This window comes from uncultured Shewanella sp., assembly GCF_947497935.1.
In the GTDB taxonomy this organism is placed as follows: Bacteria; Pseudomonadota; Gammaproteobacteria; order Enterobacterales; family Shewanellaceae; genus Shewanella.
In genome coordinates, this window is the sequence record NZ_CANMIO010000006.1 from 211,569 (window position 1) to 236,825 (window position 25,257).

Below are 25,257 nucleotides of genomic sequence, written 5' to 3' on the forward strand. Positions count from 1 at the left end.
GCGATGTGAATAGCAATGTTGAGGATGAACTTATGAACGCACAAATCCCATGTAAAAAACTACTTCTTGCCAGCATGATCACCATGTTGGTTGCTTGTGGTAGTGATAACGATAACGAAGTAAACCTACCTGTTGAGAACACTGCACCCGTAGCGGTGGCTGATTTTGCCAATGTCTTGGCTGAAGATGTCGTGACAATTGATGTACTTGCCAATGATACCGATGCCGACGGTGATACATTATCCATCGTGTCAGTAGATTCAGATAGCGCAGTGATTAAAGATGGCAAGGTCGACTTTACAGCTGGTACTGAAGCGGGCGAAGTGAAGTTTAATTACACTATCACCGACGGTACCGATGAAGCATCGGCGGTAGTGACGGTAACTGTTGAGGCACTGCCAGTACCCGAGCCTTTAGCTTATGTTGGCAGCGCCGCTTGTGCAGGCTGTCATAGCGGTCAACATGAAACCTTTAGTAAGACAGGCCATAACTTTAAGATCCAAAAGATCGCAAATGGTGAGCAACCAACTTTCCCCTATACACCTGAAGCAACCATTACAGGTGCTATCGACTTGCTACAGTTTGCTGGTCCAGATGGCGATGGCACAACTAACAACGCCTTAGGCGCGCCAACCAGCTACGACGATGTCACTTATGTTGTTGGTGGCTACCACTGGAAGATGCGCTGGTTAGATGCTGATGGTTATATTGTCACTGGCACTAACGTGCAATATAACATTCGTAATAGCGCTGATGAGTTGAATACTCCGGAAAACCACCCTAATGATCCTGATGTGATGGGTAACTATAAAACCGGTGATATGAACTATCAGTATAAGTGTGGTAACTGCCATACAACAGGTTGGAAGCGTACTACCACTGAAGATGGCGATGTAAGAAATCCAGATAGACAGGATGGTCTACCTGGTATGGGGGGCACTTTTGCTGAGCAAGGTGTTCAGTGTGAAGCTTGTCATGGTGCAGGTAGTGACCATATTAAGGCGCCTTCAAAAGCCAACATTACTAAGCTTGCTGTAGCACGCTCTACTGAAGACTTCTTGTCTGAGGATATGGCATTTGGTAAAGCGGTAACCTGTGCTGAGTGTCATACACGTGATGGTGAGAAGGATTACCCAACTTACATTAGCGCCTATAACGCAGCCTTCCCTGATGGCAGTCAAGTGGGTGGACGTATTATTGCATCAGGAGGTGGTTTATCTAAACACCACCAGACCGGCGATGAAATGTTAGGTGTCGTACCTGAAGCGTACGGTGACTATAAAGCTGGTGATGAGATTGGTCCGAAACGTAATATGAGCTGTACTACTTGTCATGACTCACACAAGTCTACCGTGAATCAGGATAGTGATGATGGTCTACACATGGGAGCAGTGAAAGAGTGTACGGCTTGTCATGAAAAGGAGTTTGCGGAAAATACTTGGGCTGCTGGGCCACATGCAGCGGCTGAGTGTACAACTTGTCATATGCCAGAGCAGGCTAAGAGCGCAGTCAGTAAAGTGGTTAACGGTGTAACCTTTGGCGATGTGAAATCTCACTTATTCACGATTGACTTAGACCCTGCGGCTAAGCAGTTCACCGAAGATGGTAAGTTCCAGATGCCTTGGTCAACTGCGCAGTACTCTTGTGGTAAGTGTCATGCAGACTATAGCGATAGAGCCGCGGCACTACCTAAAATCCATAAATAACAATAAGCTCATCATTATTTAGTCCCTGCCGACAAGCCACGCTAACGTATTTAGCGTGGCTTTTTTTATGGGGGAAGCACTAGCTTGGTCTGGGTGAGAGTTAATTAAGTTTAATCTGAAATAAGTGAGTGATTGCAAGCAGTTTGCTAGTGTTAGTCTAAATCAGCAACGGAGAGCATTATGGTATCATGGATGAGAGTGGCTATTTTAGCCGCCTTGATTAGCGCAGCGATAGGCTGTTATGCGGCAGGAATGGCAAAAGGGGCGGCAGGCCTAATTATTATTGGCGTATTACTTGAGCTGGCATTTTGGATTGGCGTGTTCAAGCAAAGTCGTAGGTCCTAGGAAAAGCAGGAAAGCTGAGGACGTCGTTTTAGCAAGAAAGTCGAATGAAATGAAAAAGGCAAAACAGCTGATACTGTTTTGCCTTTATGGGTTTTGTTTAATGCTAGAACCTAGGTTCTTCTTTTAAGTAGGTCGGTATTTATGCCGTCATTTATCTATATTAAATCCAAGATTAATGGGCTAAAGCCCAACCTACAGTTATCAAGCTTCTTCAGTGACGTTGTCACATCCGTTAGGCCGTAGGCTAGGCCGCTCGTCTTAGCTTGTATCGTCTTTTCATCTCAGCTCTTCCTAAAACCTAATTATAATGAACCGGCTTTTCGGCTATCACTACAGGCACTTCGTAAGATTTACCATCTCGAATAACTGTCATCATCACCTTTTTTCCTGGAGTGGTTTCAGCAATTCTATCCATTAGCATCTCAACACCAGGGATAGACTCACCCTCATACTTAGTGATCACATCGCGGGGTTGAAGCTTAGCCTGCGCTGCCGGGCCGTTACGGTCAATACTGGTAATAACAACACCAGTTAAGTCGGGTAGGTTTAAAATTTGCGCCATCACAGGACCTACGGGCTCACCACCAATACCAAGGGCACCACGAATAACACGGCCATTCTTTATTAGTTTACCCATAATGCTGTGGGCTAGCTTAATTGGAATCGCGAAGTTAATACCGTGGCCACCACCTTCACCGCCAATCTGGAAGGCTGCAGTGTTAATACCAATAAGCTGACCTGTGGTATCGATTAGTGCGCCACCCGAGTTACCAGCATTAATTGCTGCATCGGTCTGTAGGAAGTCTAAGTAACCAGAACTTAAGCCGTTACGGCCTGTTGCACTGATGATCCCTTGGGTTATGGTTTGGCCAAGGTTGTATGGATTACCAATAGCCAGAACGACATCACCGACACGTGCGGGGATCTCTAAACTGACAGGGACAACAGGAAGATTATCACCTTCAACTTTGAGTACGGCTAAGTCGGTTTCGGGATCGGAGCCCACGACTTCAGAGGTGAACTTACGGCCATCTTGTAGGGCGACGACGATTTCATCGGCCTTCTTGATAACGTGATAGTTGGTAAGAATGTAACCCTCTTTACTCATTATCACGCCTGAACCGAGTCCTTGAAGGGAACCTGGGTTTAACGGTTTAGATTGATCTATGCTCAAGCTATAGATGTTGACTACAGCAGGTGCAGCTCTACGCACAGCTTTCGAGAAAGAGAGTTCGTTGCTACTTGTCGAAACTCGGCTAGTGATGCCATTGGTTAAGCTCTGGCCGGTAATAAGTGGCAAAACAAAAATAATAACTGCAGCCATGATAAGGCCAAACAGAATGGCTTTACCGACATATATGAGAGTGTCTTTAATGATCATGTCTGAGAATAAATACTGAAAAGATGAAATATATTAACATGATTGTACTAGCTTGTACGCAATCATGAAAAAGCGCTTTAAATCCAAAAAGAGAGCCGAGCAAATGGCTCGGCTCTCGACTGGACGATTGGAGTGCTTATCTAAGGATTAAATAAAGACTGGTGTTATCGCGCTTAATCTTTAGCGCTACAGAGCCTTTTTGATCCTCAAGCGCAGATTTAAGTGCCTTAAGGTTTTTCACCTTAGTACGATTAACACCAACGATAATGTCACCTTTTATTAAGCCACTTGCTGCAGCTGGAGAACCTTGAGCGACATCGGTGATCTCTACTCCAGATGAACCTGCAGTTTCTAGTTTAGCCCCTTGCAACATAGGGTGCACCGCACCTGCTGCAGCCTCCGCTGCTTGGGTTGACTCACCGAGTACTGCGGTAACAGTTTCTTCGTCACCATCGCGGATTAAGCCAAATTCCACTTTCGTTCCAGCGCCCATGGTAGCGACTTTTGCACGTAGCTCCTGGAAGCTCTTAATGCTGCGTCCATTAACGCTGACAATAATATCACCGACTTTTATGCCCGCCTTGGCTGCGGCACTGTCCGGCATCACCTCGTTAATAAAGCCACCGTGCTGAGTCTCGATACCGAAGCCTTTAGCGAGTTCACTGGTGAGATCTTGTCCCATCACACCGAGCACGCCGCGGCGAACCTCACCGTGTTCGATGATCTGCTTAACTAGGTTATTCACCATGTTGGCTGGAATTGCGAAACCAATACCAACGTTACCACCACCGGGAGCCACAATCGCGGTATTAATACCGATAAGCTCACCGTTAAGGTTGACCAAAGCACCACCTGAATTACCGCTGTTAATGGCCGCATCGGTTTGAATAAAGTTTTCTAGCATCTCGATGCCAAGACCGCTACGGCCCATGGCGCTGACGATGCCAGAGGTCACCGTTTGGCCAAGGCCGAATGGATTACCAATGGCTACGGCAAAGTCACCGACCTGTAATGCGTCTGAATCGGCGCGCTTTAATGCGGTTAAGTTTTTGGCCTTGATTTGCAATAAAGCGATATCCGACTCTGCATCTGTGCCAATCAGTTTTGCTTCGACTTCTCGGCCGTCATGCAAACCAATAAGAATTTCATCAGCACCCTCAATCACATGGTTGTTAGTGACGATATAACCTTGTTTGGCATCGATAATAACCCCAGATCCCAAGCCTTTAAATGGACGCTCCTGCACTTGCTCACGCGGCGCATTAGGGCCGAAGAAATAACGGAAGGCATCGGGTACCTTCTGCTTAGAAACATGGGTACCAGAGACTGCGACAGCTACGACAGCTGGCGTTGTTTTTTGTAGCATGGGCGCTAAGCTTGGTAGCTCTTGCCCATCGACGGCTAAAGGAATGGCAGCTTGAGAAACCACTGGGGCTAGTGCCAGGGTAGCGCCTAATATTGCAGCTGAAAGTAAGGATAATTTAGTCTTCATTTATATATTGCTCCAATCTTCAAAACTAAAATTGTAAAAATCAAAATTTTTACAACCAGGCTTCAAAATCAAGATTTAAAAAATCATGAAAATGGCTACTTACTGGCCAGTACTGCGCTAGTTACTGAGTATCAGTATGCCGTTTCACTCAATATTGATTCGGACTCAAGTGAGTATCAAAAAGTTCATCAATTATTAACAAAGGTTAATTTATCCCCACACATTTATGCTGGAGCTAGCTTTTGTTCCTCAATGGACTCAGTTTTTTCATCATTCTTTTCAGTGTTGTGAACTCCTAGTTCAGGTAGTTGTTTGTCCGTCACCGGCGATGTGAACAAACTAGCCGATGCATTCCACTGTTGATTGACTCTATTTAACTGGGCAGTTAACTCCGCAAGTTGCTTATAATGGTCATCGAAATGGTCAGATACTTCTTGCTTGTATTGACTGAGTTCTAGCTGTGTTTGCTCCAACTGCTCATTATTATTTTTATGGCGATTGTTTTTAGCCAATAAAGTATGGCCCACGTAGCCAAATACGCCACCAATCACAAACGCGGCAAAGGTTAATGCCCACTCCATATAGACTCCTAAATTTACTTATATGATGCTGATTGAGCCAAATATACATCGCGGATTTAAGCCGCGGTACTGTTTACTTAAAAATAAGTCAGCAAATAGCATAAATTGAACTGTTCTGTATCTATCCTCAGCAAGTATCGAATAATTTATGGAACTGAGTGGGTGATGCATTGTGGCTTTCTAGCGTGATACCATTAACTGGAAATGATTAAAAATACCTCGTCAAACGGCTCTATCTTTAATTTAAGTGGGCTGATTTGTGTATTCCCCTATAAATAGAGAAGTATTTACGTGTCGCAATTAACTCCATGGCAGCATTATCAGCAAGATTTAACTCGAGATGACTTTTCATATGACGCCGCTCAAGAGCTGGCCGTAAAACAGTTACAGCGGGTCTATGATGATCTGATTGCCATAAATAATAATCAGAGTAAGGGCTTATTCTCTCTGTTTAGCAAAAAACGTAAGCAAGGCGTCCAAGGCTTATATTTATGGGGCGGGGTGGGCCGCGGCAAGACTTATCTCATGGATACCTTTTTCGATGCCTTGCCCGGTGATAAGAAGCTACGAGCACATTTTCATCGTTTTATGCATCAACTACATATCGAGCTTGCTGAGTTACAAGGGCAAAGAGACCCTCTCATTGTGATTGCGAAGAAAATGGCTGCACAATATCAGGTGATCTGTTTTGACGAATTCTTCGTTTCCGATATTACCGATGCCATGTTACTCGGTACCTTATTTGAGTCACTTTTTGCCGAAGGCGTAGCACTGGTAGCAACTTCTAACATCATTCCTGATGAGCTTTATCGTAATGGGCTACAGCGTGCACGCTTCTTACCTGCTATCGCAGCGATTAATAAGCACTGTGAGGTACTCAACGTTGATTCCGGTGTTGACTATCGCTTAAGAACCCTAGAGCAGGCTGAAATTTTCCACTCGCCTTTGGATATTAAAGCCGAGCAAAATCTAAAAGAATACTTTGAGAAACTTGCGCCAGAATCTGAGGTCTCGACCCAAGGTTTAGAGATAGATAGTCGAATGATAGATATTCGTCAGCAGGCTCAAGGGGTGCTGCTAATTGACTTTAGAGCCTTATGCGATGGCCCGAGAAGTCAGAGAGATTATATGGAAGTAGCAAGGTTATTCCATACGGTTCTACTGAGTAATGTCGAACAGATGGGTGAGCATCTAACAGGGGATGATATCGCACGTCGTTTTCTCGCTATGGTGGATGAGTTTTACGAGCGTAATGTAAAACTGATTATCTCATCGGCGGCTCCTCTTGAGGAGATCTATACTGAAGGCTTATTAAACTTTGAGTTTAGACGCTGTCGCTCACGGTTAACCGAGATGCAATCTCATGATTATTTGGCTTTGGAGCATATCCCGTAGATTTTCGGCTGAAAATTAATAGTAAACTGAAGCGGAATCGCTTATTGTTCGCCACCAAAATTTTCATCAACGACAGTGCATTGCCCCATAAGGGTGATCTTTTGCACTGTTTTGCTGGTTTATTTTTGAAATTGAGTGAGCAAACGGTCGGAACGAATTAAAACTGATAAGAATTAAACTAAAAAATTAGGTGATTTTTAACTCAGCTTTGTCTATAATCCGCAACCTGCCCTCGTTATCCACCAATTAGGTGGAAGTTGTAAAGCTTATTCTTTGCTCGAAGGGGCGGGGAATGGCACTTTTTGTGTTTTTGCCAATAGTGGCATAAACATGTGAGACAGAATTTTAACATTGGGTTTTTGTAAATGAAGACTACTTTTACTGCTACACCAGAAACAGTCACTCGTGATTGGTTCGTCGTTGACGCCGAAGGTAAAACTTTGGGTCGTATCGCTACTGAAATTGCTACTCGTTTACGCGGTAAGCACAAGCCAGAGTATACGCCTCATGTAGATACTGGTGACTACATCATCGTTATTAACGCTGAGAAAGTTGCTGTGACTGGTAACAAAGCTAAAGGCAAAGTTTACTACTCACATTCAGGCTTCATCGGTGGCATTAAGCAGATCACTTTTGAGAAGCTACAAGACCATAAGCCTGAAATGATCATCGAGAAGGCTGTTAAGGGTATGCTACCTAAAGGTCCATTGGGCCGTGCCATGTTCCGTAAGCTTAAAGTTTACGCTGGTACAGAGCATAACCACGCTGCACAACAACCTCAAGTTCTTGATATCTAAACGGGATTATAGCAATGGCTGCAACTCAATACTACGGCACTGGCCGTCGCAAAACATCTACCGCTCGCGTATTCGCTAAAGTAGGTACTGGTAACATTATCGTTAACAAGCTACCTCTAGACGAATACTTCGGTCGTGAAACTTCTCGCATGGTTGTTCGTCAGCCTCTAGAGCTAGTTGAAATGACTGAGAAGTTAGACATCATGGTAACTGTAAAGGGTGGTGGTAACACTGGCCAAGCAGGTGCAATCCGTCACGGTATTACCCGTGCGTTGATGGAACTTGACGAGTCTCTACGTCCTACTCTACGTGCTGCTGGTTTCGTTACCCGTGATGCTCGTAAAGTTGAGCGTAAGAAAGTTGGTCTACGTAAAGCACGTCGTAAGCCACAATTCTCAAAGCGTTAAAATTTCGCTTTCAGAGTTCAAAAAACCCAGCTATATGCTGGGTTTTTTCTTATCTAAAATCTGCTTTTGTAGCGCTTCGCACTTATCACAGGTTATTTTGCAATAGGCAAATATCAATAAGTATAAAGATTTGGCCCCTCTGCGAGAGCTGAGTGGTTATGAGGCAAGGTGATTAATGGCTCTTAGGTAACGACTCCTGAGCTACTCTCGATAATTGCTCCTGCATGATCTACCTTTGCTCATCCCTAGTCTCGTACCTCCTATATCTGACTTCCAAGGAAAGGAAGAAATGTCTTATTTTGTATGGAACAAAATAGACCATATAGTCGTGCATTGATAAGATTCACTACATCTGAATCGTTAAAACTTACCACTGCGGAGCATTTTTTGCTGCCCACTTCTTCGTTGAACAACTTCACAAGCGAGTATTCATTCTTTCAGCTATTCGTTTTGAATTAGTTTGTCAAAAAACCTCTGAGTCGATCAACTTCTTATACAGATTGGTATAACCTTTACGGTAGAAAATGCTTCGAATAGGCACGACTTATTCGCTATTTTTACTTATTTTAATCTGAAAGCTCCATGCGCAGTTTTGAACTACCTAGGTTCAAATTCTAAGTCTTATTCTCTGGATTGTTCACCTAAAGGAACACTTTGTTATGTCTTTTGAGTTAATCATGCTTTCGTTAGGTTTAGTCTTAATAATTGAAGGAATTGGTCCACTTTTGTTTCCAAATCGTTGGCGAGCCTATCTAAAAGAAATTTCTAATCAAAATCAGCAACTTTTGCAAAGACTTGGTGGTTCCTTAGTCACAGTAGGCATAGTGATATTGATTATTTTTTCATAAATTACTTGCCTATAGCCCCCATAGATCTGCTAAAATCCCGTTTTAACCACTACCGTGCAGCAAATAATGGGCAAAAACGTTGTAGTTCTCGGCACCCAATGGGGTGACGAAGGAAAGGGTAAGATAGTTGATCTTCTTACCGAACAGGCTAAATATGTCGTTCGTTACCAAGGTGGCCACAATGCGGGTCATACTTTAGTAATTGATGGCGACAAAACCGTTCTTCATCTTATTCCATCAGGGATCTTACGCGATAATGTTAAGTGCATTATTGGTAACGGCGTGGTGCTAGCACCTGACGCACTGATGGCAGAAATTAACATGCTTAAAGAGCGTGGCGTACCTGTAGAGGAACGTTTATTAATTTCTGAAGCATGTCCTCTAATCCTACCATTCCATTGTGCTCTAGATATGGCTCGCGAAAAAGCGCGTGGCAATAATGCTATTGGTACAACTGGTCGTGGTATTGGTCCAGCATACGAAGATAAAGTTTCTCGTCGCGGTTTACGTGTAGGTGATCTGTTTGATGCAGAATTGTTTGCCGTTAAGCTGAAAGAAGTAATGGCTTACCATAACTTCATGCTGACTGAATATTACAAGTGCGAAGCTGTTGATTACGAAGAGACATTGAAAGATGCTCTAGCAATTGCTGACTACTTGAAGAGCATGTGCACTGACGTTTCTGAGCTTCTTGATCAGGCGCGTAAAGCAGGTGAACCAATTCTATTTGAAGGTGCTCAAGGCACGTTACTAGATATTGACCACGGTACTTATCCGTTCGTAACCTCTTCTAATACTACCGCTGGTGGTGTTGCGACAGGTTCAGGATTTGGTCCACGTCATCTAGACTACGTTTTGGGTATCATGAAGGCATACACCACACGTGTTGGTGCTGGTCCTTTCCCAACAGAATTGAAAAACGAAATCGGCGACTACTTAGGTACTAAGGGTCACGAATTCGGCGCAACTACTGGTCGTAAGCGTCGTCCAGGTTGGTTAGACGTTGTCGCTATGAAGCGTGCAGTTCAAATCAACAGCGTAAGCGGTTTCTGCTTAACTAAACTAGACGTTCTAGACGGCCTAGAAGAAGTTAAGATCTGTGTTGGCTATCAGTATCCAGATGGAACTGTAGCGACTACTACTCCTCTAGCGGCTGAAGGTTACGAGAAGGTTACCCCTGTTCTTGAAACTATGCCAGGTTGGAGCGAGTCTACTTTCGGCGCAACTTCTGTTGAGCAATTGCCACAAGCGGCATTGAACTACATTAAGCGTCTTGAAGAGTTGCTAGAAACGCCAATCGATATTATCTCAACGGGTCCGGATAGAAACGAGACCATGATTCTAGTGAATCCGTTTAGTTAATAGAAAAGGCCGCAATTAGCGGCCTTTTTAATGCCTTCTCTATAAGTGAGAAGCTAGCTCAAGAAATACGTTATACTGCCGATGACTGATACCAATCAGTATAAAGGTTTGGTCGCTCAGCGAGAGTTTATCGGTTCTGAGGCAAGGCAACGAGTGAAGAGCATAGTTGTTCTACGGTTAAGCTCGTTAACACAGCATCAGAACCGCTAAAACTCGCCATTCTGGAGCGTTTTTGGCTGCCTACTTCTGTGTTGAACAGCTTCACAAGGGAATAACCATTCTTTCAGCTATTCGCCTTGAATTAGTTGCCAAAAAGCGCTCTGAGTAGATCAACTACTTATACTGATTGGTATTAAAATAGAGTATATTCAAGTTATCCTTTATTATTGGTAGCTTGATGAAACGGCTATTAGATTAACCTACTGTCATTGAGAATCCTTATGCTGCGTTATGTATTGATTACAATCTTGTCGATATTGTCTCTACCAAGTTTTGCGACTATCAAGGCTATTGATGTCTATACTCAGGAGCAATTGGTTGATCTGATTCGAACAAAACGCTATTTGACGCAAGTTCAAGGGGATGACTGTCAGATAGTGCAGGATATTGAAGCAAGGGCTGAGGTGCTAAATCAGCCTTTGTATCAGTATCTTTGGGCGGAAATGCTCAATTATGGCATCTGCGTAAAGGCGAATCCGCCGCGTGGGATTGCTATGTTAAAAACCTCTGCTGAGCAGGGGAGTGCTGAAGCCATGGTAAGAATGGCTGAGTATTATCACGATGGTAAATTTGTCATCGAAGATAAACAAAGGGCTGTGCAATATACATTGCCAGCTGCCGCGACAGGAGATTTACCTGCGCGGATGATGTTGGTTCGGTTATTTGGTGAGGGCTATGGTAGTCCTCGAGATTACGAAGTGGGTTTTCATTGGCTCTACAATGAAGTGTTTAGCGATGAAACCACGCAAGCCGAAGCAATTAACTTGTTAAAGGTGTTAGAGGCAAAGATGCCGCCCAGCGCAGTTGCTAGGGCAAAGAAAGAACACCTTAGGACGCCACAATAAGCACGGCCTAGAGATGGCTGTGTCACTAATTTGGAAAGTGAATGATACAAGATCCGCATATTAAGCGTGAGCAAGAAAAATACGAAAACCCTATCCCTAGCCGTGAGTATATCTTGGATTACTTGCGCTCACAGAAATCCCCGTTAACTCGTGAACATATTGCTGTCGCACTGCAAATTGAAGGTGAAGAGCAGCTAGAAGCTATTCGCCGCCGCTTGAGAGCCATGGAGCGTGATGGAGAACTAGTGTTTACCCGTGGCCAGTCATATGGCTTGCCAGAGAGAATGGATTTGTTAACCGGTACCGTGATTGGTCACCGTGATGGCTTTGGTTTCTTGAAATTAGAAGAGGGCGGCGACGACCTTTATATCAACAACCGTGACATGCTGATGTATTTCCACGGTGACAAAGTGTTAGCGCAAAAAGCGGGTGTAGACCGTAAAGGACGCCGCGAAGCGCGAATCGTACGTCTAGTCGAAGAGCGCAGTGCTGCATTAGTTGGTCGTTTCCATCTAGATGCGGGTATGGGCTTTGTAATTGCAGATGATCGCCGCATTACCCAAGAGATTCTGGTTCCTGAAGAAGACCGTAAGGGCGCACGTCAGGGCGATATTGTCGTACTTGAGTTGACCCGTCGACCTGGTCGCTACGTTAAAGCTGCCGGTAAAGTCACCGAAGTGCTAGGTAAAGAGATGGCGCCGGGCATGGAGATTGAGATTGCGCTGCGCAATTACGACCTACCACACACTTGGTCAGGCCTAATTGAGAAGAAACTACGTAAGATCCCTGATGAAGTGACCGAAGCGGATAAGCAAGGTCGTGTCGACTTACGTCAATTGCCATTAGTGACTATCGATGGCGAAGATGCGCGTGACTTTGATGATGCGGTTTACGCCGAGAAGAAAAAGTCTGGCGGCTGGCGCTTATGGGTAGCGATTGCCGATGTGAGTCATTACGTACGCACAGAGTCTGCACTCGATAAAGAAGCGCGTGCACGTGGCAACTCGGTGTATTTCCCATCGCAAGTTATCCCTATGCTGCCAGAAAAGATCTCTAATGGTCTTTGTTCTTTGATGCCTAAGGTCGATCGTCTATGTATGGTTGCTGAGATGACTATCTCTGCAGCAGGCAAATTGTCGGGTTATAAGTTTTATCCAGCAGTGATGCACTCACATGCGCGTTTAACCTATACCCAGGTTGCTGACATGCTAGAAGGTGGAGAGGTGAGCGAAGAGCTCGAACCGATATTCCCACATCTACAGACATTGCAGTCACTATACCTGACATTAGAAGAAACCCGCGCCGAGCGTGGTGCAATTGCGTTTGAAACCACTGAAACGCAATTTATCTTCAATGAGCAGCGTAAGATCGATAAGATCGTGCCTCGTCATCGTAATCAAGCACACAAGATCATCGAAGAATGTATGATTTTGGCTAACGTGGCTTCGGCTAAGTTTGTTAAAAAGCACAAAGGTGAAGTGTTATACCGTGTGCATGAGGCGCCTTCAGAGCAAAAGCTAACTAACTTTAAGGATTTCCTTAAAGAGCGCGGCTTAACGATGGAAGGTGGGCTTGAACCTGAGCCTAAAGATTACCAAGCGGTAATGGAGCAGATTGCTGATAGACCCGACGCTGAGCTTATTCAGGTGATGTTGCTGCGCTCAATGCGCCAAGCGACCTATACACCCGATAATGAAGGTCACTTTGGTTTGGCACTTGAGGAGTATTCACACTTCACCTCGCCAATCCGTCGTTACCCAGATTTGATTCTGCACCGCGTGATCCGCTACTTACTTGCTAAGCAAGAAGGTAACTTAACGGATCAGTGGACTGCCGATGGCGGTTTCAATTATAAGATTGAAGAGTTGGATCTGTTAGGTGAAGAGTGTTCGACTACAGAGCGCCGCGCCGATGAAGCGACCCGTGATGTGAGCGACTGGCTTAAGTGCGAGTTTATGCAAGATCACGTAGGTGACACCTTCGAAGCTGTTATCGCTTCGGTTACCCACTTTGGTATGTTCGTGCGTCTAAATGACCTGTTTATAGATGGTTTAGTGCATATCTCAAGCTTAGGCAGCGACTATTATCAATATGATAATATGCGCCAGCGCTTAGTGGGTGAAGCATCGGGTCAGGTTTATCAAATTGGCGATACGGTAACCGTTAAAGTTGCTGGCGTTAATCTTGATGACCGTCAGATTGACTTGATGATGGAAGGTGACTCTGCTGGCGGACGACGTCGCAGACCAACTAAGCCATTGACTGCTCGTGAGCGAGTGAATCGCGAAGGCGCTAAGCTCGGTAATCGACGTGACTCTTCACATGGTAAGGGCGCTGAAGCAGGTTCTGAGTCAGAATCTAAAGCAGGTGCTAAACGTAAACCTAGTAAGAGTCGCTCAGGCGGTAAGGCGAGCGGCGGTAAATATAAGAGTGGCAGCAGTGCTGCAGCTAAAAAGACAAAGACAAAAGCTTCGGCCAAAAAATCTTCAGCGAGTAAAGCTAAGTCAGCCAAGCGTAAAGCGAGTAAGAAATAGATGAAAAAGCAAGATATGACCTTTGGTTTACACGCTGTTGAAGCGGTACTTAAAAATAGCCCAGAGCGTGTTATTGAGATGTGGGTGCTCCAAGGTCGTGATGACGCGAGACTGACACCTATTCTTGAGATCGCCGCTGAGTGGGGAGTCTCTGTACAGTATGCTTCTCGTAAAGCTTTGGATGAAAAGTCTGATGGCGGCCAACACCAAGGTGTAGTTGCTAAAGTTAAGCCTGCAAAAATCCTTAACGATAACGATTTAGCGGCAATGCTTGAAAAGACGGAAGTACCATTCTTACTGATTTTAGATGGTGTGACCGATCCGCATAACTTAGGCGCATGCCTACGTAATGCTGACGCTGCAGGTGTACACGGCGTGATCGTACCTAAAGACAACTCTGTTGGCTTAACGCCAGTGGTGAGCAAAGTAGCTTGTGGCGCAGCAGAAGTGGTGCCGCTATACCAAGTGACGAACCTTGCGCGCACTATGCGTAGCCTGCAAGAGAAAGGCATTTGGATTATTGGTGCAGCCGGTGAAGCTGATTGTGAGCTATACCAAGCTAGCCTAACTGGCCCTTTAGCTATCGCAATGGGCGCAGAAGGCAAAGGTCTTCGCCGTTTATCACGTGAAAGCTGTGACACTTTAGTGTCTATCCCTATGGCGGGTAGTGTTTCTAGTTTAAACGTGTCGGTAGCAACCGGTGTTTGCTTATTTGAAGCCGTGCGTCAACGTCTAGCCTAATACTCGCCTATGTGAGTGACACTGGCTTTATTGATAAATGCCGATAGGGTTTAACCTTATCGGCATTTTTTATGCTTTATGGAAATGCTTTGTTACAGGAGTTATGAGCGCAGAACCCTAGTGCTATTTTATTGCTGAGCAATATGCAGTAGGTTAAGAACACAAATTCTAATAACAGGATGTTTACATGCGAAATCAGATTTTATCTTTGTGCGTGATAGGGGCGGTCGCTGCTGTCCCTGCTCATGCTGAGGACGATAACTATCTTTGGCTAGAAGATGTTGAAGGTGCGAAGCCAATGGAATGGGTCAAACAGCAAAATGCTGCCTCAGCCAAAGAAATTAAGGCATTCGAAAACTTTGATGATTTAGTGAGTAATAGTCTGGCTATCCTAAACGACAAGGAGCGCATTCCGTATGCTAGTCGTATTGGTGATTACTTATATAACTTCTGGAAAGATGAGAATCACGTTAGAGGGATCTACCGCAGAACCACTATGCAGGAGTATAAGAAGGATTCGCCTAAGTGGGAAACCGTACTCGATATCGATAAGTTAGGCAAAGATGAGGGGGTTAATTGGGTCTACAAAGGATTTAATTGCCGTTACCCTGAAAATGACCGTTGCTTTGTCTCTCTTTCTCGTGGTGGTGCCGATGCTACCGAGGTGCGGGAGTTTGATCTCGATAAACTGTCCTTTGTTGATAACAAACAGCATGCATTTTTTCTCGAAGAAGCTAAGTCGAGTCTGAGCTGGATTGATAAGAATAATGTTTTTGTTGGCACCGACTTTGGTGACGATAGCATGACGGACTCAGGTTATCCTAAAGTCGTGAAGCTGTGGCAGCGTGGTACTAACTTGTCTGAAGCAAAAACGGTTTTCAGCGGTGATAAGGCTTCGGTGGCAGTATCTGGCTATGTGTTGTTTGACGGTGATAATTCCTTAGAGCTAGTGTCGGAGGCGTTAACCTTCTATACCGCTGAACATTATGTTTATCGCGATGGAAAGCTCACACTGCTACCTCTACCAAAGGATGCAGAGCTTAAAGGCTTCTTTAATGGTCAGCTCTATATTGAGTTAAAAAGCGATCTTAAGGCTGAGGGCGACAGCTTCAAGCAAGGTAGTATCGTTTATGCTCCTGTAGAGAAACTGATTGAGCAGAAGCCAGAGTTTAAAGTGTTAGTGGAGCCATCTGACACCGCTTCTATCTCACAAGTTAAATTTACCAAGAGTGCAATTTTCGTCACTTGGTTAGATAACGTTAAAGGCAAATTGGTACGTTACTCTCAAGCAAAAAACGGCCAATGGAAAAGTATGCAAGCGCCGTTTGATGCCAATGGCACCATTAGCGTATTTGATGTCGAGCGTGATAGTGATGAGTTCTTCGTTAACTATACTAGCTTCTTAGAGCCTTCAAGTTTATATAGCTTTAATGCTGTGACCATGAAAGCTGAGAAAGTTAAGGGCATGAAGCAGCAGTTTGCTGCCGAACAATTTGAAACCAAACAGTATTTTGCTACATCCAAAGATGGTACTCAGGTGCCATATTTTGTAGTGATGGCGAAAGATCTTAAACGTGATGGTAGAAATCCGACTCTGCTTTATGGCTATGGTGGCTTCGAGGTTTCACTACGCCCTTCTTATTCGGCAACAATCGGTAAAAACTGGTTAGAGCAAGGCGGCGTTTATGTTTTAGCCAACATTCGTGGGGGGGGGGAGTATGGCCCTGCATGGCATCAAGCGGCGCTGAAACAGAATCGTCATAAAGCCTATGAAGATTTTGAGGCGATTGCAGAAGACTTGATAGCCAAAAAGATTACCTCTAGTGAGCATCTAGGGATCCAAGGTGGCAGTAATGGCGGATTGCTAATGGGGGCGGCGTTTACTCGTAAGCCTGAGCTCTATGGTGCTGTTGTGTGCCAAGTGCCACTGCTGGATATGAAGCGCTACAACAAACTGTTGGCTGGTGCGAGTTGGATGGGTGAGTACGGCGATCCTGATATTCCTGCTCAGTGGGATTATATTAAGACGTTTTCGCCTTACCATAACCTAAAAGCAAATACGGCTTACCCAAAGGTTTTTTTCACCACCTCGACGCGTGATGACAGGGTTCACCCCGCTCATGCTCGCAAGATGGTTGCCAAAATGGAAGGTATGGGCATTGATGTCTTGTATTATGAGAACATTGAAGGTGGTCACGCAGGCGCTGCCGATAATAACCAAGCGGCGGAATTGAAGTCTATGGTTTACGCCTATCTTATGCAGCAATTAAGATAAGTCGGCTTAAATTTAGTCTGTAATAGCGGTACAAACTATATTGGTTTGTACCGCTTGAGACGCGATAGGCGCTATTGAAAGGTGTACAGTAGATTAAAGGTCGTAATAGTGTCGGTCTGTTTTGAGCCAACAGGTACCACAGATGTGTACTTAACGTTTACGCCTATTTTAAATGCCCAGTCTTGGAAGAGGGTGTTTTTATAGCTCATATCCAGCGTCAGTGTATTGTTGTCTTCACCTGTCTCGGCGGTAAGGTCGGCATTAAGACTGGTGTATTCTTGCAGCTTCATTTCAAATTTTGCTGCAGTACGTAGAATAAGGTCTTTATTGGCTTCGGGAAGCGGCTCCTCGTCTGTAGCAATCGGCAGGTTATAACGATAACCCGGGCCGACTTCTAAACTGAGGCTAGTCTTCGAGGTGCTAACCGCGTCGAAACCGTAACCACCTGACACCGTAGCGATGCGAGTGTAACTACCAAATTTATCCCAGGTAAAATCACCACGTCCAAAAAAGTAACCACCGTTAATCTTATAGTTTGACTGAAGTTGCAGGTCATACTTCTCTGCTGTTGTTTTCTCATTGTCGGCAGCAAAGTAGGCTTTAATTGTGCCTTCTTGTTTAGTCTGAGTCGTGTCGTAAACCAACTTGGTTCTACCATTAAAGCTACTAGACTCAGTATTACCTGTATTTAGCTGGAAACCCGCCTCAATTTCGGCGGTGAGATCGCTCGGAGGCTCTTGATAGTCTGGCGGCACTAGGGCAAAGGCGGCTGGTGAGCACAAAAGACCAAATACAATGAAGAGAGTTTTTAGCATTATTCTTATTCTTGATGTTGTTTGGAGGGGTTATCATCACTTTGTCGTAGCAACATAATACCTAGAATCAGCTTAGGCGCAAACTAGATTGTATTAGCCTTTCAGACTATAAAATGGAGAACGTGACCCAAGTAGCGAGTGATACTTTGGTCGGTAGTCTTATTCAATCCAATAGACTATCGAAACTCATTATCAAAGTGGTTAATAATTGCTTGAATTTTTGCTTTGGTTTATGTAATATTCCGCGGCTTAATTCAGTCACTTTAATTAGTTCCTTGCCTCTATTAGGTTTGACTGAGCCAACAACGAGGCTAGATAACCGTAAGGAGCAAAAAATGCGTCATTATGAAATCGTATTTTTAGTTCACCCTGATCAGAGTGAACAAGTGCCAGGTATGATCGAACGTTACACGGGTATTCTTACCCAAGCTGGCGGTCAAATCCACCGTTTAGAAGATTGGGGCCGTCGTCAATTGGCTTACCCAATCATCGAATTGCATAAAGCTCACTATGTTCTTATGAACGTAGAGACTACTGCAGAAGCGGTTGAAGAACTTGAAACAGCTTTCCGTTTCAACGACGCTGTTTTGCGTAGCATGGTTATGCGTACTAAAGCTGCCATCACTGAAGCATCTCCAATGGCTAAAGCTAAAGACGAGCGCGACACACGTCGTTCATCTGAAGAGCGTGCACCTCGTGCAGAAGCTACTGAAGAAGTAGAAGAAAGCGCTGAAAACACTGCTGAGTAAGTTTTTTTGACCACAAACAATTTGGTATTAGCAGGAACCATTACGCGTTCCAGGCAATTTGATAGTCCTGCAGGCATTGCCCATACGGTAGTGATGTTAGAACACAAATCGCAGCGTTACGAAGCAGAAATGTTACGCAACGTTTATTGCCAAATCCAAGTTGTATTAAGTGGAGAACGCTTTAATAGCGTTGCAAAAAACCTAAAAGCCGGCGTGGAAATACAAGTCGAAGGCTTCATTAATCTGCAACAGAGCAGAAATGGTCAAAATCGCTTGGTTTTACACGCTGAAAATGTCGAATTGAAAACTTAGGAGACTGTCACATGGCACGTTATTTCCGTCGTCGCAAGTTCTGCCGTTTCACTGCAGAAGGCGTTACCGAGATCGATTACAAAGATATCGTAACTTTGAAGAACTACATCACTGAAAGTGGTAAAATTGTTCCTAGTCGTATCACTGGTACAAATGCTAAATATCAACGTCAACTAGCTCGCGCTATCAAGCGTGCTCGTTATCTTTCTCTACTGCCGTACACTGATTTACATCAGTAATACTGCAATAATTTAGAGGAATATAAAATGAACGTTATTTTACTTGATAAAATCGCTAACCTAGGCAACTTGGGTGACCAAGTTTCTGTAAAAGCTGGTTACGCACGTAACTTCCTTTTACCACAAGGTAAAGCTGTTGTTGCTAACGCTGCTAACACTGAAGTTTTTGAAGCACGTCGTGCTGATCTAGAAGCTAAGTTAGCTGCTGACCTAGCTGCTGCTACTCAACGCGCTGAGAAAATCTCTGCACTTGAGTCTGTTGTTATCGCTTCTAAAGCTGGTGACGAAGGCAAGCTATTCGGTTCAATTGGCAACCGTGATATCGCTGATGCAGTTACTGCAGCAGGTGTTGAACTAGCTAAGAGCGAAGTTCGTCTTCCACTAGGTGCTATCCGCACTACTGGTGAATTCGAAGTTGAAGTTCAAGTTCACACTGAAGTTAAAGCAATCGTTAAACTATCTGTAGTTGCAGAAGCTTAATAATTTGCTCTGAGCAAATGCTTTAATTAGAAACGCCGTACTAATTTATTAGTGCGGCGTTTTTTTATGTCTGAAAAGCAGGAAAAGCAGGAAAAGCAGGAAAAGCAGGAAAAGCAGGAAAAGCAGGAAAAGCAGGAAAAGCAGGAAAAGCAGAAAAAGCAGGAAAAGCAGAAAAAGCAGGGCTTATTAAGGAGAAGAGGGTGAGCATAAAAAAAGGGGCACAAGCTGAACTTGCGCCCCAAATAAGGGAGTAATGTTTTTTAAATTTTAGAACTTAATATTTGCACTAATACGTACGTATCTAGGCTCTTCAAACTCCTCTGGCAGGCCATAAGATGGGTCATATTGACCACCAATGGTTAATGACTCTGAAGTTTTTAGTACATTGGATGAATTGAACACGTTAAACACATCTAGACGAAGATCTGCTTGAACGCTATCGCTGAAGTCGATGTTATAAACAAGGTTCAAATCCATCTTAAAGCGCCAATCTTCACGTCCCATACAGCCACGCTCACACTTCTGATCATATGGATAATATGTTGCACCGTATTCATACGGATCACCATAATCTGCAGGCAGAGTATCTGCAAACGCACTCTTTGGTCGTCCCGATTGTGCTAGCAAGTTGGCACCAATAGAAAGGTTATCAATGATTTGATAAGCACCGTAGGCCTTAATGGTGTGGCGTCTATCGTTAGGTAGGTAACCATTAGCGCCGTCCATTAAGTAAGGGAAATCCCAGTCGGTAGTTAGACCTGCATCATCCTGACCGTTGTCTGACTTAACGTAACCTTCTGCATTACCGTAGCTTTGCGCCCAAGTGTATGATGCGTTAAATGCCCAATCATCATTCCAAGTGCGGTTTAGAGTCAGTTCTACAGAGTTATAAATACGTTCTGGCTCTGGGTAACCTAGATCAGCAGCTGCAATAACCACTTGCTCTAGAGTACCATCACCATCGGTATCGTACGATACGTGCACATCGGTATTTGGGTTGGTTAACACATATGTGTGAGCACTGCCTTCTACCCAACCATTTGCTCGGATACCTTTGTCGATGGTGACATCATCAATAATACTTTTAAGATCACGGTGAGTGAATTTGATACCAGTAGACCAATCTTCATCAAGGTTACGTTGATAACCAATAATCAACTCATCTTGATACATAGGGTCAATAGAGGTATCGAGTATTTCTGCTGGATCGGCGACAGTACCGTCGGCATAAAACTGCTTTTCACCAATTGGCGCGCCAATACCTGTTGGTAAATCATCAGGACCAACACTGAGTAGTTCATTCCATTCAGCGGTATATAGCTCTGAACCGGCTAAACGAACGTTGGTGTTTGATGCGACTGGAATGTGGTATCTCCCCCAGTTAGCAAAGATCTTAGACTCGCCATCATCCATTGGATCCCAAGAGATACCTAAGCGTGGTGCAAGTTGATTCTCAATCTCAATAAAGGTATTACCATCAGCATTTAAATTTTCGAAAGATTCAGAACGTAAACCAATACGCGCTGTTAAATTAGGTAAAATGCTCCAAGTATCTTCGATGTACCATGCGGTTGATTTACTCGTAAATTCACCACCATTTTCGTAGATTCGAGTTCTGACATATTCAGTATCTTCACTCATTTCTACACCGTTTAAGGATTCACCTGCGGCTGCAATGCCGTAACGATAGTAAACATGGCCAGAGTAGAAGCTACTTTCGAATGAGGTATTATTCTCGTAGTCATAACCCACTTTAAATGCATGGTCGTCGAAGTAGTCAATGTTTAGGTTAACCACAGTTTGCTTACGAAGATCACTCTCAGCTGACGAACTAAAATTCTGCCAACAACCTTTAGGATCCCAGAAACCCTCTCGGGTGTCATATACTGCTGGACAGGTTTCGTCTTCTGGTGCTTGTACTGTAGAGTTAAATTCAACCTCTGCATATAAAGCATCCATAGATAGCCAATCAGTGAATCGGCCAACGTATTGAGTAGACCAAGTAGTACCACCGCGATCTTCTATTGATAGCTTTTGAGAATCCATATCAGTATATGAATTGTCGTTGTAAGTTACCTCTTCTGAATCGGAGAATCCCCACGCCATCAATGAGTGATTATCGGTGATCTGCCAGTCGACACGTGCTAGCCATAAGGGATCGTCATATGAAGTTGTTGTATAACGGGTTCCATCTGAATTTTCGTTATATGACTTGTAGTCCTGTGCTTGAACTAAACCATATACAAATAACGTATCTTCAATGATGTCACCTGAAACTGAAAACTCAGCTTCAAAATCATCTAGCTCATCGGCATCATTATTCCAATAAGTATCGAATGGCTGAATCGTACCAGCAGCATTACCTACAGGATATTTTACTGTTGGACGCTTTTCACGTAATTCATCTGGCTCCCAACGAGCTGCAACACCAAAATCCCAACCGTTATTACCACGCTTAGTTACCGCATTTACCACACCACCAGTAGAGCGGCCAAACTGAGCGGAATAGCCACCCGTTTTTACTTGGAATTGATCGTAAGCGTTAAATGGAATGTCGGCGATAGACGTACCGCGACGGAAACTCGTTACATTCACACCGTTAATGATGAATGTGTTTTCTGCGACAGATGAGCCACCAAATGAAGCGAGGTTACCAAATGCCGAGTCACCTTGTGTGGTGCCAGGGGCGAGTAGTGCTACAGATACCACATCTTGTGAAATCGGTAAGCGAGCGATTTCATCGGCACTGATCGTTAATGAGATCTCAGGAGATGAGGTGTCAACCATCGCAACTCTTGAACCTGTAACTGATATTCTCTCTACGTCACCAGTTGTCATTGGTACTTCAATTGAGACTTCATTACCGATAGTCACTTTTGCACTTTCAATGACTTGAGTTTCATAGCCCGGTTTTGTGATGGTTATTTTATAATCACCAATACTGAGCGAGGGCACTTTAAATGTCCCTTTATCATTGACCGTTACAGAAGTAGATGCACCGTTGTCTTTGTTGACGATTGTTACAGTTGCACCCGCTAGCGCACTATGGCTAGATGCATCGGTAATGGTTCCTTTCATGGAGCCTGCCGTATTGTTGGCGGCCATTGCAGGGGAGCTTATTGCTAGCATTGTCGAAATAGATGCTGCTAGTAATGAACGTTTGAAGTTGACTGTCTTCATGTTCAATCCTTTGTTAATTTTTATATTGTTATTACTTATGTAATTAACTGTTATTATTTTGTTACAAAAATGTAACAAGTCGGATGTTATATCGTTGCATAAGATATATCAAATGATTATTTGATTAATACTTGCTCAGTCGGATGGTGTATATGTTTTATATGTTGAATTAAATGCAGTTGACAGGGGGATGGCGGGAGGATGGGGTGGTGGGGAGTTTAATTGTCTGTTTTAGTTCGTACTATCGGCATAAACTAAAAAGCGGTAGGCCCTGGGAGGGACTACCGCTTTTATCGTTTAGATTTCAGGATTAGTTGTTAACTAAGTCTAACTCTTCAATCAAGTTTTGCGCATTATCCACCTGATCCATCATCCATAGAATATAGCGAATATCCACGTGTACGGCACGGGTGATGGTTGGGTTAAAGAACCAGTCTTTAGTAATAGCTTCGTAAGTCGAGTCGAAGTTAAGGCCGACTAATTCACCTTTACCGTTAAATACTGGTGAGCCAGAGTTACCACCTGTGGTATCGACACTCGATAGGAAGTTAACGGGTACTGAGCCAAAGCTCTCAGGCTTATCTAAGCAAGAAAACAATCGGCATAACCATGACGCAGGATCTTGATAAACGGTTTCAACAGCATGGCTGCCGTAACGTTTAGCTTCAATGGCCTCTAGCAACTTAGTTGGCGCGTTAAACGGCTCTTCGCCTGTATGTTTAGCGGTAATGCCTTCTAAGCGGGTAAATGGCTGCTTATAAAGCGCATCAGTTGACTGGTATCCATCGACCATGCCGTAAGTAATACGTAAGGTACCGTTGGCGTCAGGGTAGACTGGCCAGCCATTGGCTTTATTGTAAGCAATAATTGCCTGCATATAGTCAGGACGTGCTTTTGATAGCTTACCCGCTAAGGTCTTAGCATCAATCTCTGCTTGCATATTCTGATCATACAGGGCGACAGCAAGACGAATAAACGGATCGGCACTTGTTTCAAATGCTTGTGCATCGGCACCCATCCAAGCAAGGCGCTTTTGTTTATCGGTCAGTGAGCTAAGGGCATAAAGCGCATCAAGTTTGTCGCTCAAACTCACATCGCTATCACCTTCGTTTAGCATCGCATCCAGCTGAGGAACGCGGTTGTCTTGGGCAAGGTAGGCTTCTAAGTCTTGCATCCAAAGCGTTTTGTCGACGCTAATGGCAAAGCTTGAATCAAGGCGCTTAAGACGGGCCTTAAACATTTTCATATCGCGCTCTTGATAACCTTCTTCACGCTCTGCATCGCTCTTTTGCTTCTCTTTGGCTAAGCGATAAAGCTTATTAGCTGTCGATAGCAGGGCACTGCTTTGAGCATTTTCAAAGTAGTAGCGTCCTTGACGTTGTTGGCGCTGTTCTACCAATAACGTTTCTAGTTCATCAAACTGAGTTTGGAAAGATTGATAGCTAGGATCCTTGCTAAGCCAAGCGCGGAAATCATCTTCACGGCTTTGCTTGATGCCTGCAATATCGGTAGCCTTAAAGCCATCTAACAAACCATTGTATTTTTTCATACGGTTTGCCATGCCAGCCAGTGTGCCAGCATACTTAATCTTAACGTCTTTATCGTTAGCGCTCATGGCTTCGATAGTATCGATGCGTAGCTGATAGCGAGTGGCTAACGTTGGGTATAACCAATCGCTAGCAAATTTTAGTTCGCTAGTTAATCGGTAGCGACTGGTTGAACCTGGGTAACCGGCTACGAATACACCGTCACCGGCCTTAACGCCGTCGGCATTAATCTTTAAGTAACTCTTAGGCATATAGGGGACGTTGTCTTCAGCAAAAGCTGCTGGTTTGCCGTCTTTACCAACGTAGGCACGCAGGAAGGTAAAATCGGCCGAGTGGCGTGGATATTCGTAGTTATCGATATCACCGCCAAAGGCGCCTGCACTTTCAGGTGGCGCATACACTAGGCGCACGTCACGAATAATTAGCTGCTTGATAAGGTAATACTCAAGGCCATTATGGAAACTTCTTACTGAGCAGCGGTAGTTATCATCGCTTTCACACTCTTTGATTAAGGCTTTGCGATTGGCTTGGATATTCTCATAGCGCTTGAGCGGGTCTTCTCCGATATCTTTTTTGACTTGCTCAGATACATCGGTGACCGCTTCGGTAATGTAGAGTCGCTCGTTTGGACCCGCTGTTGGTTCTTTATCTTTACTGGTTGCTAAAAAGCCATCTGCAAGATAGTTATGCTCTTTTTTGCTGTTATATTGAATGGCTCGATAGGCGCAATGATGGTTTGTCACAACTAAGCCTTGGGGCGAAACAAAACTGGCGGTACAATAGCCCAGTCCGACTACTGCGTTCATAGGGTAGCGGGTTAAGTCTGCTAACTGTTTAGCCGGAATATCGATGCCACGCTCGCTGAGTTTATCGGCGATGGACGGCATTTGATAGGGTTGCCACTGTCCTTCATCAGCCAATGCTACGGCTGACGGCAGCATCCCCGTAGATAGAGCGATGGCTGCAATCAATGCATTGCGCATGTTCTTTCCTTAATATTGTTATAG

22 protein-coding genes are annotated in these 25,257 nt (G+C 44.3%); 16 read left to right on the forward strand and 6 right to left on the reverse strand.

What is annotated here, in order from left to right:
• Window positions 1-32: 32 nt before the first annotated feature.
• Together Q1A86_RS09415 and Q1A86_RS09420 are read left to right on the forward strand one after the other, a co-directional pair.
• Window positions 33-1,706: a cadherin-like domain-containing protein gene (locus Q1A86_RS09415; RefSeq protein ID WP_299805806.1), complete on the forward strand. Its 1,674-nt coding sequence runs from the start codon at window positions 33-35 to the stop codon at window positions 1,704-1,706.
• A gap of 180 nt (window positions 1,707-1,886) precedes the next feature.
• Entirely contained in the window at window positions 1,887-2,051 is a 165-nt protein-coding gene (locus Q1A86_RS09420) for a hypothetical protein (RefSeq protein ID WP_299805808.1), read from the forward strand.
• Window positions 2,052-2,349: 298 nt separating this feature from the next.
• On the opposite strand, the gene degS is transcribed toward Q1A86_RS09420, so the two are convergent.
• From degS to Q1A86_RS09435, 3 genes are all read right to left on the reverse strand, one after another.
• Window positions 2,350-3,432 (reverse strand): outer membrane-stress sensor serine endopeptidase DegS, encoded by a 1,083-nt coding sequence (gene degS / locus Q1A86_RS09425; protein ID WP_299805811.1) that lies wholly within the window; start codon window positions 3,430-3,432, stop codon window positions 2,350-2,352.
• A 136-nt stretch (window positions 3,433-3,568) separates the two neighbouring features.
• Window positions 3,569-4,924 carry a Do family serine endopeptidase gene (locus Q1A86_RS09430; protein ID WP_299805814.1) on the reverse strand — a complete coding sequence of 452 codons (1,356 nt, stop codon included), beginning with the start codon at window positions 4,922-4,924 and terminating at the stop codon, window positions 3,569-3,571.
• A 224-nt stretch (window positions 4,925-5,148) separates the two neighbouring features.
• Window positions 5,149-5,505 carry a DUF1043 family protein gene (locus tag Q1A86_RS09435; RefSeq protein WP_299805817.1) on the reverse strand — a complete coding sequence of 119 codons (357 nt, stop codon included), beginning with the start codon at window positions 5,503-5,505 and terminating at the stop codon, window positions 5,149-5,151.
• 291 nt (window positions 5,506-5,796) lie between these two features.
• Here Q1A86_RS09435 and zapE point away from each other — a divergent pair, with 291 nt between their 5' ends.
• From zapE to Q1A86_RS09480, 9 genes are all read left to right on the forward strand, one after another.
• Window positions 5,797-6,900: a cell division protein ZapE gene (gene zapE, locus Q1A86_RS09440; RefSeq protein WP_299805819.1), complete on the forward strand. Its 1,104-nt coding sequence runs from the start codon at window positions 5,797-5,799 to the stop codon at window positions 6,898-6,900.
• Window positions 6,901-7,265: 365 nt separating this feature from the next.
• Window positions 7,266-7,697, forward strand: coding sequence for a 50S ribosomal protein L13 (gene rplM / locus Q1A86_RS09445; protein ID WP_055023464.1), 432 nt, complete (start codon window positions 7,266-7,268; stop codon window positions 7,695-7,697).
• A gap of 14 nt (window positions 7,698-7,711) precedes the next feature.
• A complete protein-coding gene (rpsI, locus tag Q1A86_RS09450) occupies window positions 7,712-8,104 on the forward strand; it encodes a 30S ribosomal protein S9 (RefSeq protein WP_220765225.1) in 393 nt (130 codons plus the stop codon).
• 659 nt (window positions 8,105-8,763) lie between these two features.
• A complete protein-coding gene (locus tag Q1A86_RS09455) occupies window positions 8,764-8,952 on the forward strand; it encodes a DUF2065 domain-containing protein (RefSeq protein ID WP_299805824.1) in 189 nt (62 codons plus the stop codon).
• 66 nt (window positions 8,953-9,018) lie between these two features.
• Entirely contained in the window at window positions 9,019-10,314 is a 1,296-nt protein-coding gene (locus Q1A86_RS09460) for an adenylosuccinate synthase (protein WP_299805827.1), read from the forward strand.
• A 440-nt stretch (window positions 10,315-10,754) separates the two neighbouring features.
• On the forward strand, window positions 10,755-11,378 hold the full coding sequence (locus tag Q1A86_RS09465; protein WP_299805830.1) for a flagellar protein MotX: 624 nt from the start codon (window positions 10,755-10,757) through the stop codon (window positions 11,376-11,378).
• A 41-nt stretch (window positions 11,379-11,419) separates the two neighbouring features.
• Window positions 11,420-13,912 carry a ribonuclease R gene (gene rnr, locus Q1A86_RS09470; RefSeq protein ID WP_299805832.1) on the forward strand — a complete coding sequence of 831 codons (2,493 nt, stop codon included), beginning with the start codon at window positions 11,420-11,422 and terminating at the stop codon, window positions 13,910-13,912.
• Window positions 13,913-14,653 carry a 23S rRNA (guanosine(2251)-2'-O)-methyltransferase RlmB gene (rlmB, locus tag Q1A86_RS09475; protein WP_299805835.1) on the forward strand — a complete coding sequence of 247 codons (741 nt, stop codon included), beginning with the start codon at window positions 13,913-13,915 and terminating at the stop codon, window positions 14,651-14,653.
• Window positions 14,654-14,840: 187 nt separating this feature from the next.
• The gene (locus Q1A86_RS09480) at window positions 14,841-16,928 is read left to right on the forward strand and encodes a prolyl oligopeptidase family serine peptidase (RefSeq protein ID WP_299805837.1); all 2,088 of its coding nucleotides are present in this window, start codon (window positions 14,841-14,843) and stop codon (window positions 16,926-16,928) included.
• 71 nt (window positions 16,929-16,999) lie between these two features.
• On the opposite strand, the gene Q1A86_RS09485 is transcribed toward Q1A86_RS09480, so the two are convergent.
• Entirely contained in the window at window positions 17,000-17,743 is a 744-nt protein-coding gene (locus Q1A86_RS09485) for a YdiY family protein (RefSeq protein ID WP_299805840.1), read from the reverse strand.
• Window positions 17,744-18,078: 335 nt separating this feature from the next.
• Between Q1A86_RS09485 and rpsF the strand changes: the two genes are divergently transcribed.
• From rpsF to Q1A86_RS09510, 5 genes are all read left to right on the forward strand, one after another.
• Window positions 18,079-18,492, forward strand: a complete 414-nt coding sequence (gene rpsF / locus Q1A86_RS09490; protein ID WP_299805842.1) for a 30S ribosomal protein S6 — start codon at window positions 18,079-18,081, stop codon at window positions 18,490-18,492.
• A 6-nt stretch (window positions 18,493-18,498) separates the two neighbouring features.
• Entirely contained in the window at window positions 18,499-18,804 is a 306-nt protein-coding gene (gene priB / locus Q1A86_RS09495) for a primosomal replication protein N (protein ID WP_299805844.1), read from the forward strand.
• An 11-nt stretch (window positions 18,805-18,815) separates the two neighbouring features.
• Entirely contained in the window at window positions 18,816-19,043 is a 228-nt protein-coding gene (gene rpsR / locus Q1A86_RS09500) for a 30S ribosomal protein S18 (protein ID WP_005497284.1), read from the forward strand.
• Between the two features lie 27 nt (window positions 19,044-19,070).
• Window positions 19,071-19,523: a 50S ribosomal protein L9 gene (rplI, locus tag Q1A86_RS09505; protein ID WP_012278732.1), complete on the forward strand. Its 453-nt coding sequence runs from the start codon at window positions 19,071-19,073 to the stop codon at window positions 19,521-19,523.
• A 66-nt stretch (window positions 19,524-19,589) separates the two neighbouring features.
• A complete protein-coding gene (locus Q1A86_RS09510) occupies window positions 19,590-19,727 on the forward strand; it encodes a hypothetical protein (protein WP_299805851.1) in 138 nt (45 codons plus the stop codon).
• 63 nt (window positions 19,728-19,790) lie between these two features.
• Here Q1A86_RS09510 and Q1A86_RS09515 read toward each other — a convergent pair whose 3' ends face one another.
• Both Q1A86_RS09515 and Q1A86_RS09520 read right to left on the reverse strand, forming a co-directional pair.
• A complete protein-coding gene (locus Q1A86_RS09515) occupies window positions 19,791-22,703 on the reverse strand; it encodes a TonB-dependent receptor (protein ID WP_299805854.1) in 2,913 nt (970 codons plus the stop codon).
• A gap of 310 nt (window positions 22,704-23,013) precedes the next feature.
• Window positions 23,014-25,233 carry a S46 family peptidase gene (locus Q1A86_RS09520; protein ID WP_299805856.1) on the reverse strand — a complete coding sequence of 740 codons (2,220 nt, stop codon included), beginning with the start codon at window positions 25,231-25,233 and terminating at the stop codon, window positions 23,014-23,016.
• Window positions 25,234-25,257 lie beyond the last annotated feature (24 nt).

Excerpts from the sequence above, each read along its gene's own strand:
- Q1A86_RS09415 (WP_299805806.1), top strand. The coding sequence starts at position 33 with ATGAACGCACAAATCCCATGTAAAAAACTACTTCTTGCCAGCATGATC.
- Q1A86_RS09420 (WP_299805808.1), top strand. The coding sequence starts at position 1,887 with ATGGTATCATGGATGAGAGTGGCTATTTTAGCCGCCTTGATTAGCGCA.
- degS (WP_299805811.1), bottom strand. The coding sequence starts at position 3,432 with ATGATCATTAAAGACACTCTCATATATGTCGGTAAAGCCATTCTGTTT.
- Q1A86_RS09430 (WP_299805814.1), bottom strand. The coding sequence starts at position 4,924 with ATGAAGACTAAATTATCCTTACTTTCAGCTGCAATATTAGGCGCTACC.
- Q1A86_RS09435 (WP_299805817.1), bottom strand. The coding sequence starts at position 5,505 with ATGGAGTGGGCATTAACCTTTGCCGCGTTTGTGATTGGTGGCGTATTT.
- rplM (WP_055023464.1), top strand. The coding sequence starts at position 7,266 with ATGAAGACTACTTTTACTGCTACACCAGAAACAGTCACTCGTGATTGG.
- rpsI (WP_220765225.1), top strand. The coding sequence starts at position 7,712 with ATGGCTGCAACTCAATACTACGGCACTGGCCGTCGCAAAACATCTACC.
- Q1A86_RS09455 (WP_299805824.1), top strand. The coding sequence starts at position 8,764 with ATGTCTTTTGAGTTAATCATGCTTTCGTTAGGTTTAGTCTTAATAATT.
- Q1A86_RS09460 (WP_299805827.1), top strand. The coding sequence starts at position 9,019 with ATGGGCAAAAACGTTGTAGTTCTCGGCACCCAATGGGGTGACGAAGGA.
- Q1A86_RS09465 (WP_299805830.1), top strand. The coding sequence starts at position 10,755 with ATGCTGCGTTATGTATTGATTACAATCTTGTCGATATTGTCTCTACCA.
- rnr (WP_299805832.1), top strand. The coding sequence starts at position 11,420 with ATGATACAAGATCCGCATATTAAGCGTGAGCAAGAAAAATACGAAAAC.
- rlmB (WP_299805835.1), top strand. The coding sequence starts at position 13,913 with ATGAAAAAGCAAGATATGACCTTTGGTTTACACGCTGTTGAAGCGGTA.
- Q1A86_RS09480 (WP_299805837.1), top strand. The coding sequence starts at position 14,841 with ATGCGAAATCAGATTTTATCTTTGTGCGTGATAGGGGCGGTCGCTGCT.
- Q1A86_RS09485 (WP_299805840.1), bottom strand. The coding sequence starts at position 17,743 with ATGCTAAAAACTCTCTTCATTGTATTTGGTCTTTTGTGCTCACCAGCC.
- rpsF (WP_299805842.1), top strand. The coding sequence starts at position 18,079 with ATGCGTCATTATGAAATCGTATTTTTAGTTCACCCTGATCAGAGTGAA.
- rpsR (WP_005497284.1), top strand. The coding sequence starts at position 18,816 with ATGGCACGTTATTTCCGTCGTCGCAAGTTCTGCCGTTTCACTGCAGAA.
- rplI (WP_012278732.1), top strand. The coding sequence starts at position 19,071 with ATGAACGTTATTTTACTTGATAAAATCGCTAACCTAGGCAACTTGGGT.
- Q1A86_RS09510 (WP_299805851.1), top strand. The coding sequence starts at position 19,590 with ATGTCTGAAAAGCAGGAAAAGCAGGAAAAGCAGGAAAAGCAGGAAAAG.
- Q1A86_RS09515 (WP_299805854.1), bottom strand. The coding sequence starts at position 22,703 with ATGAAGACAGTCAACTTCAAACGTTCATTACTAGCAGCATCTATTTCG.
- Q1A86_RS09520 (WP_299805856.1), bottom strand. The coding sequence starts at position 25,233 with ATGCGCAATGCATTGATTGCAGCCATCGCTCTATCTACGGGGATGCTG.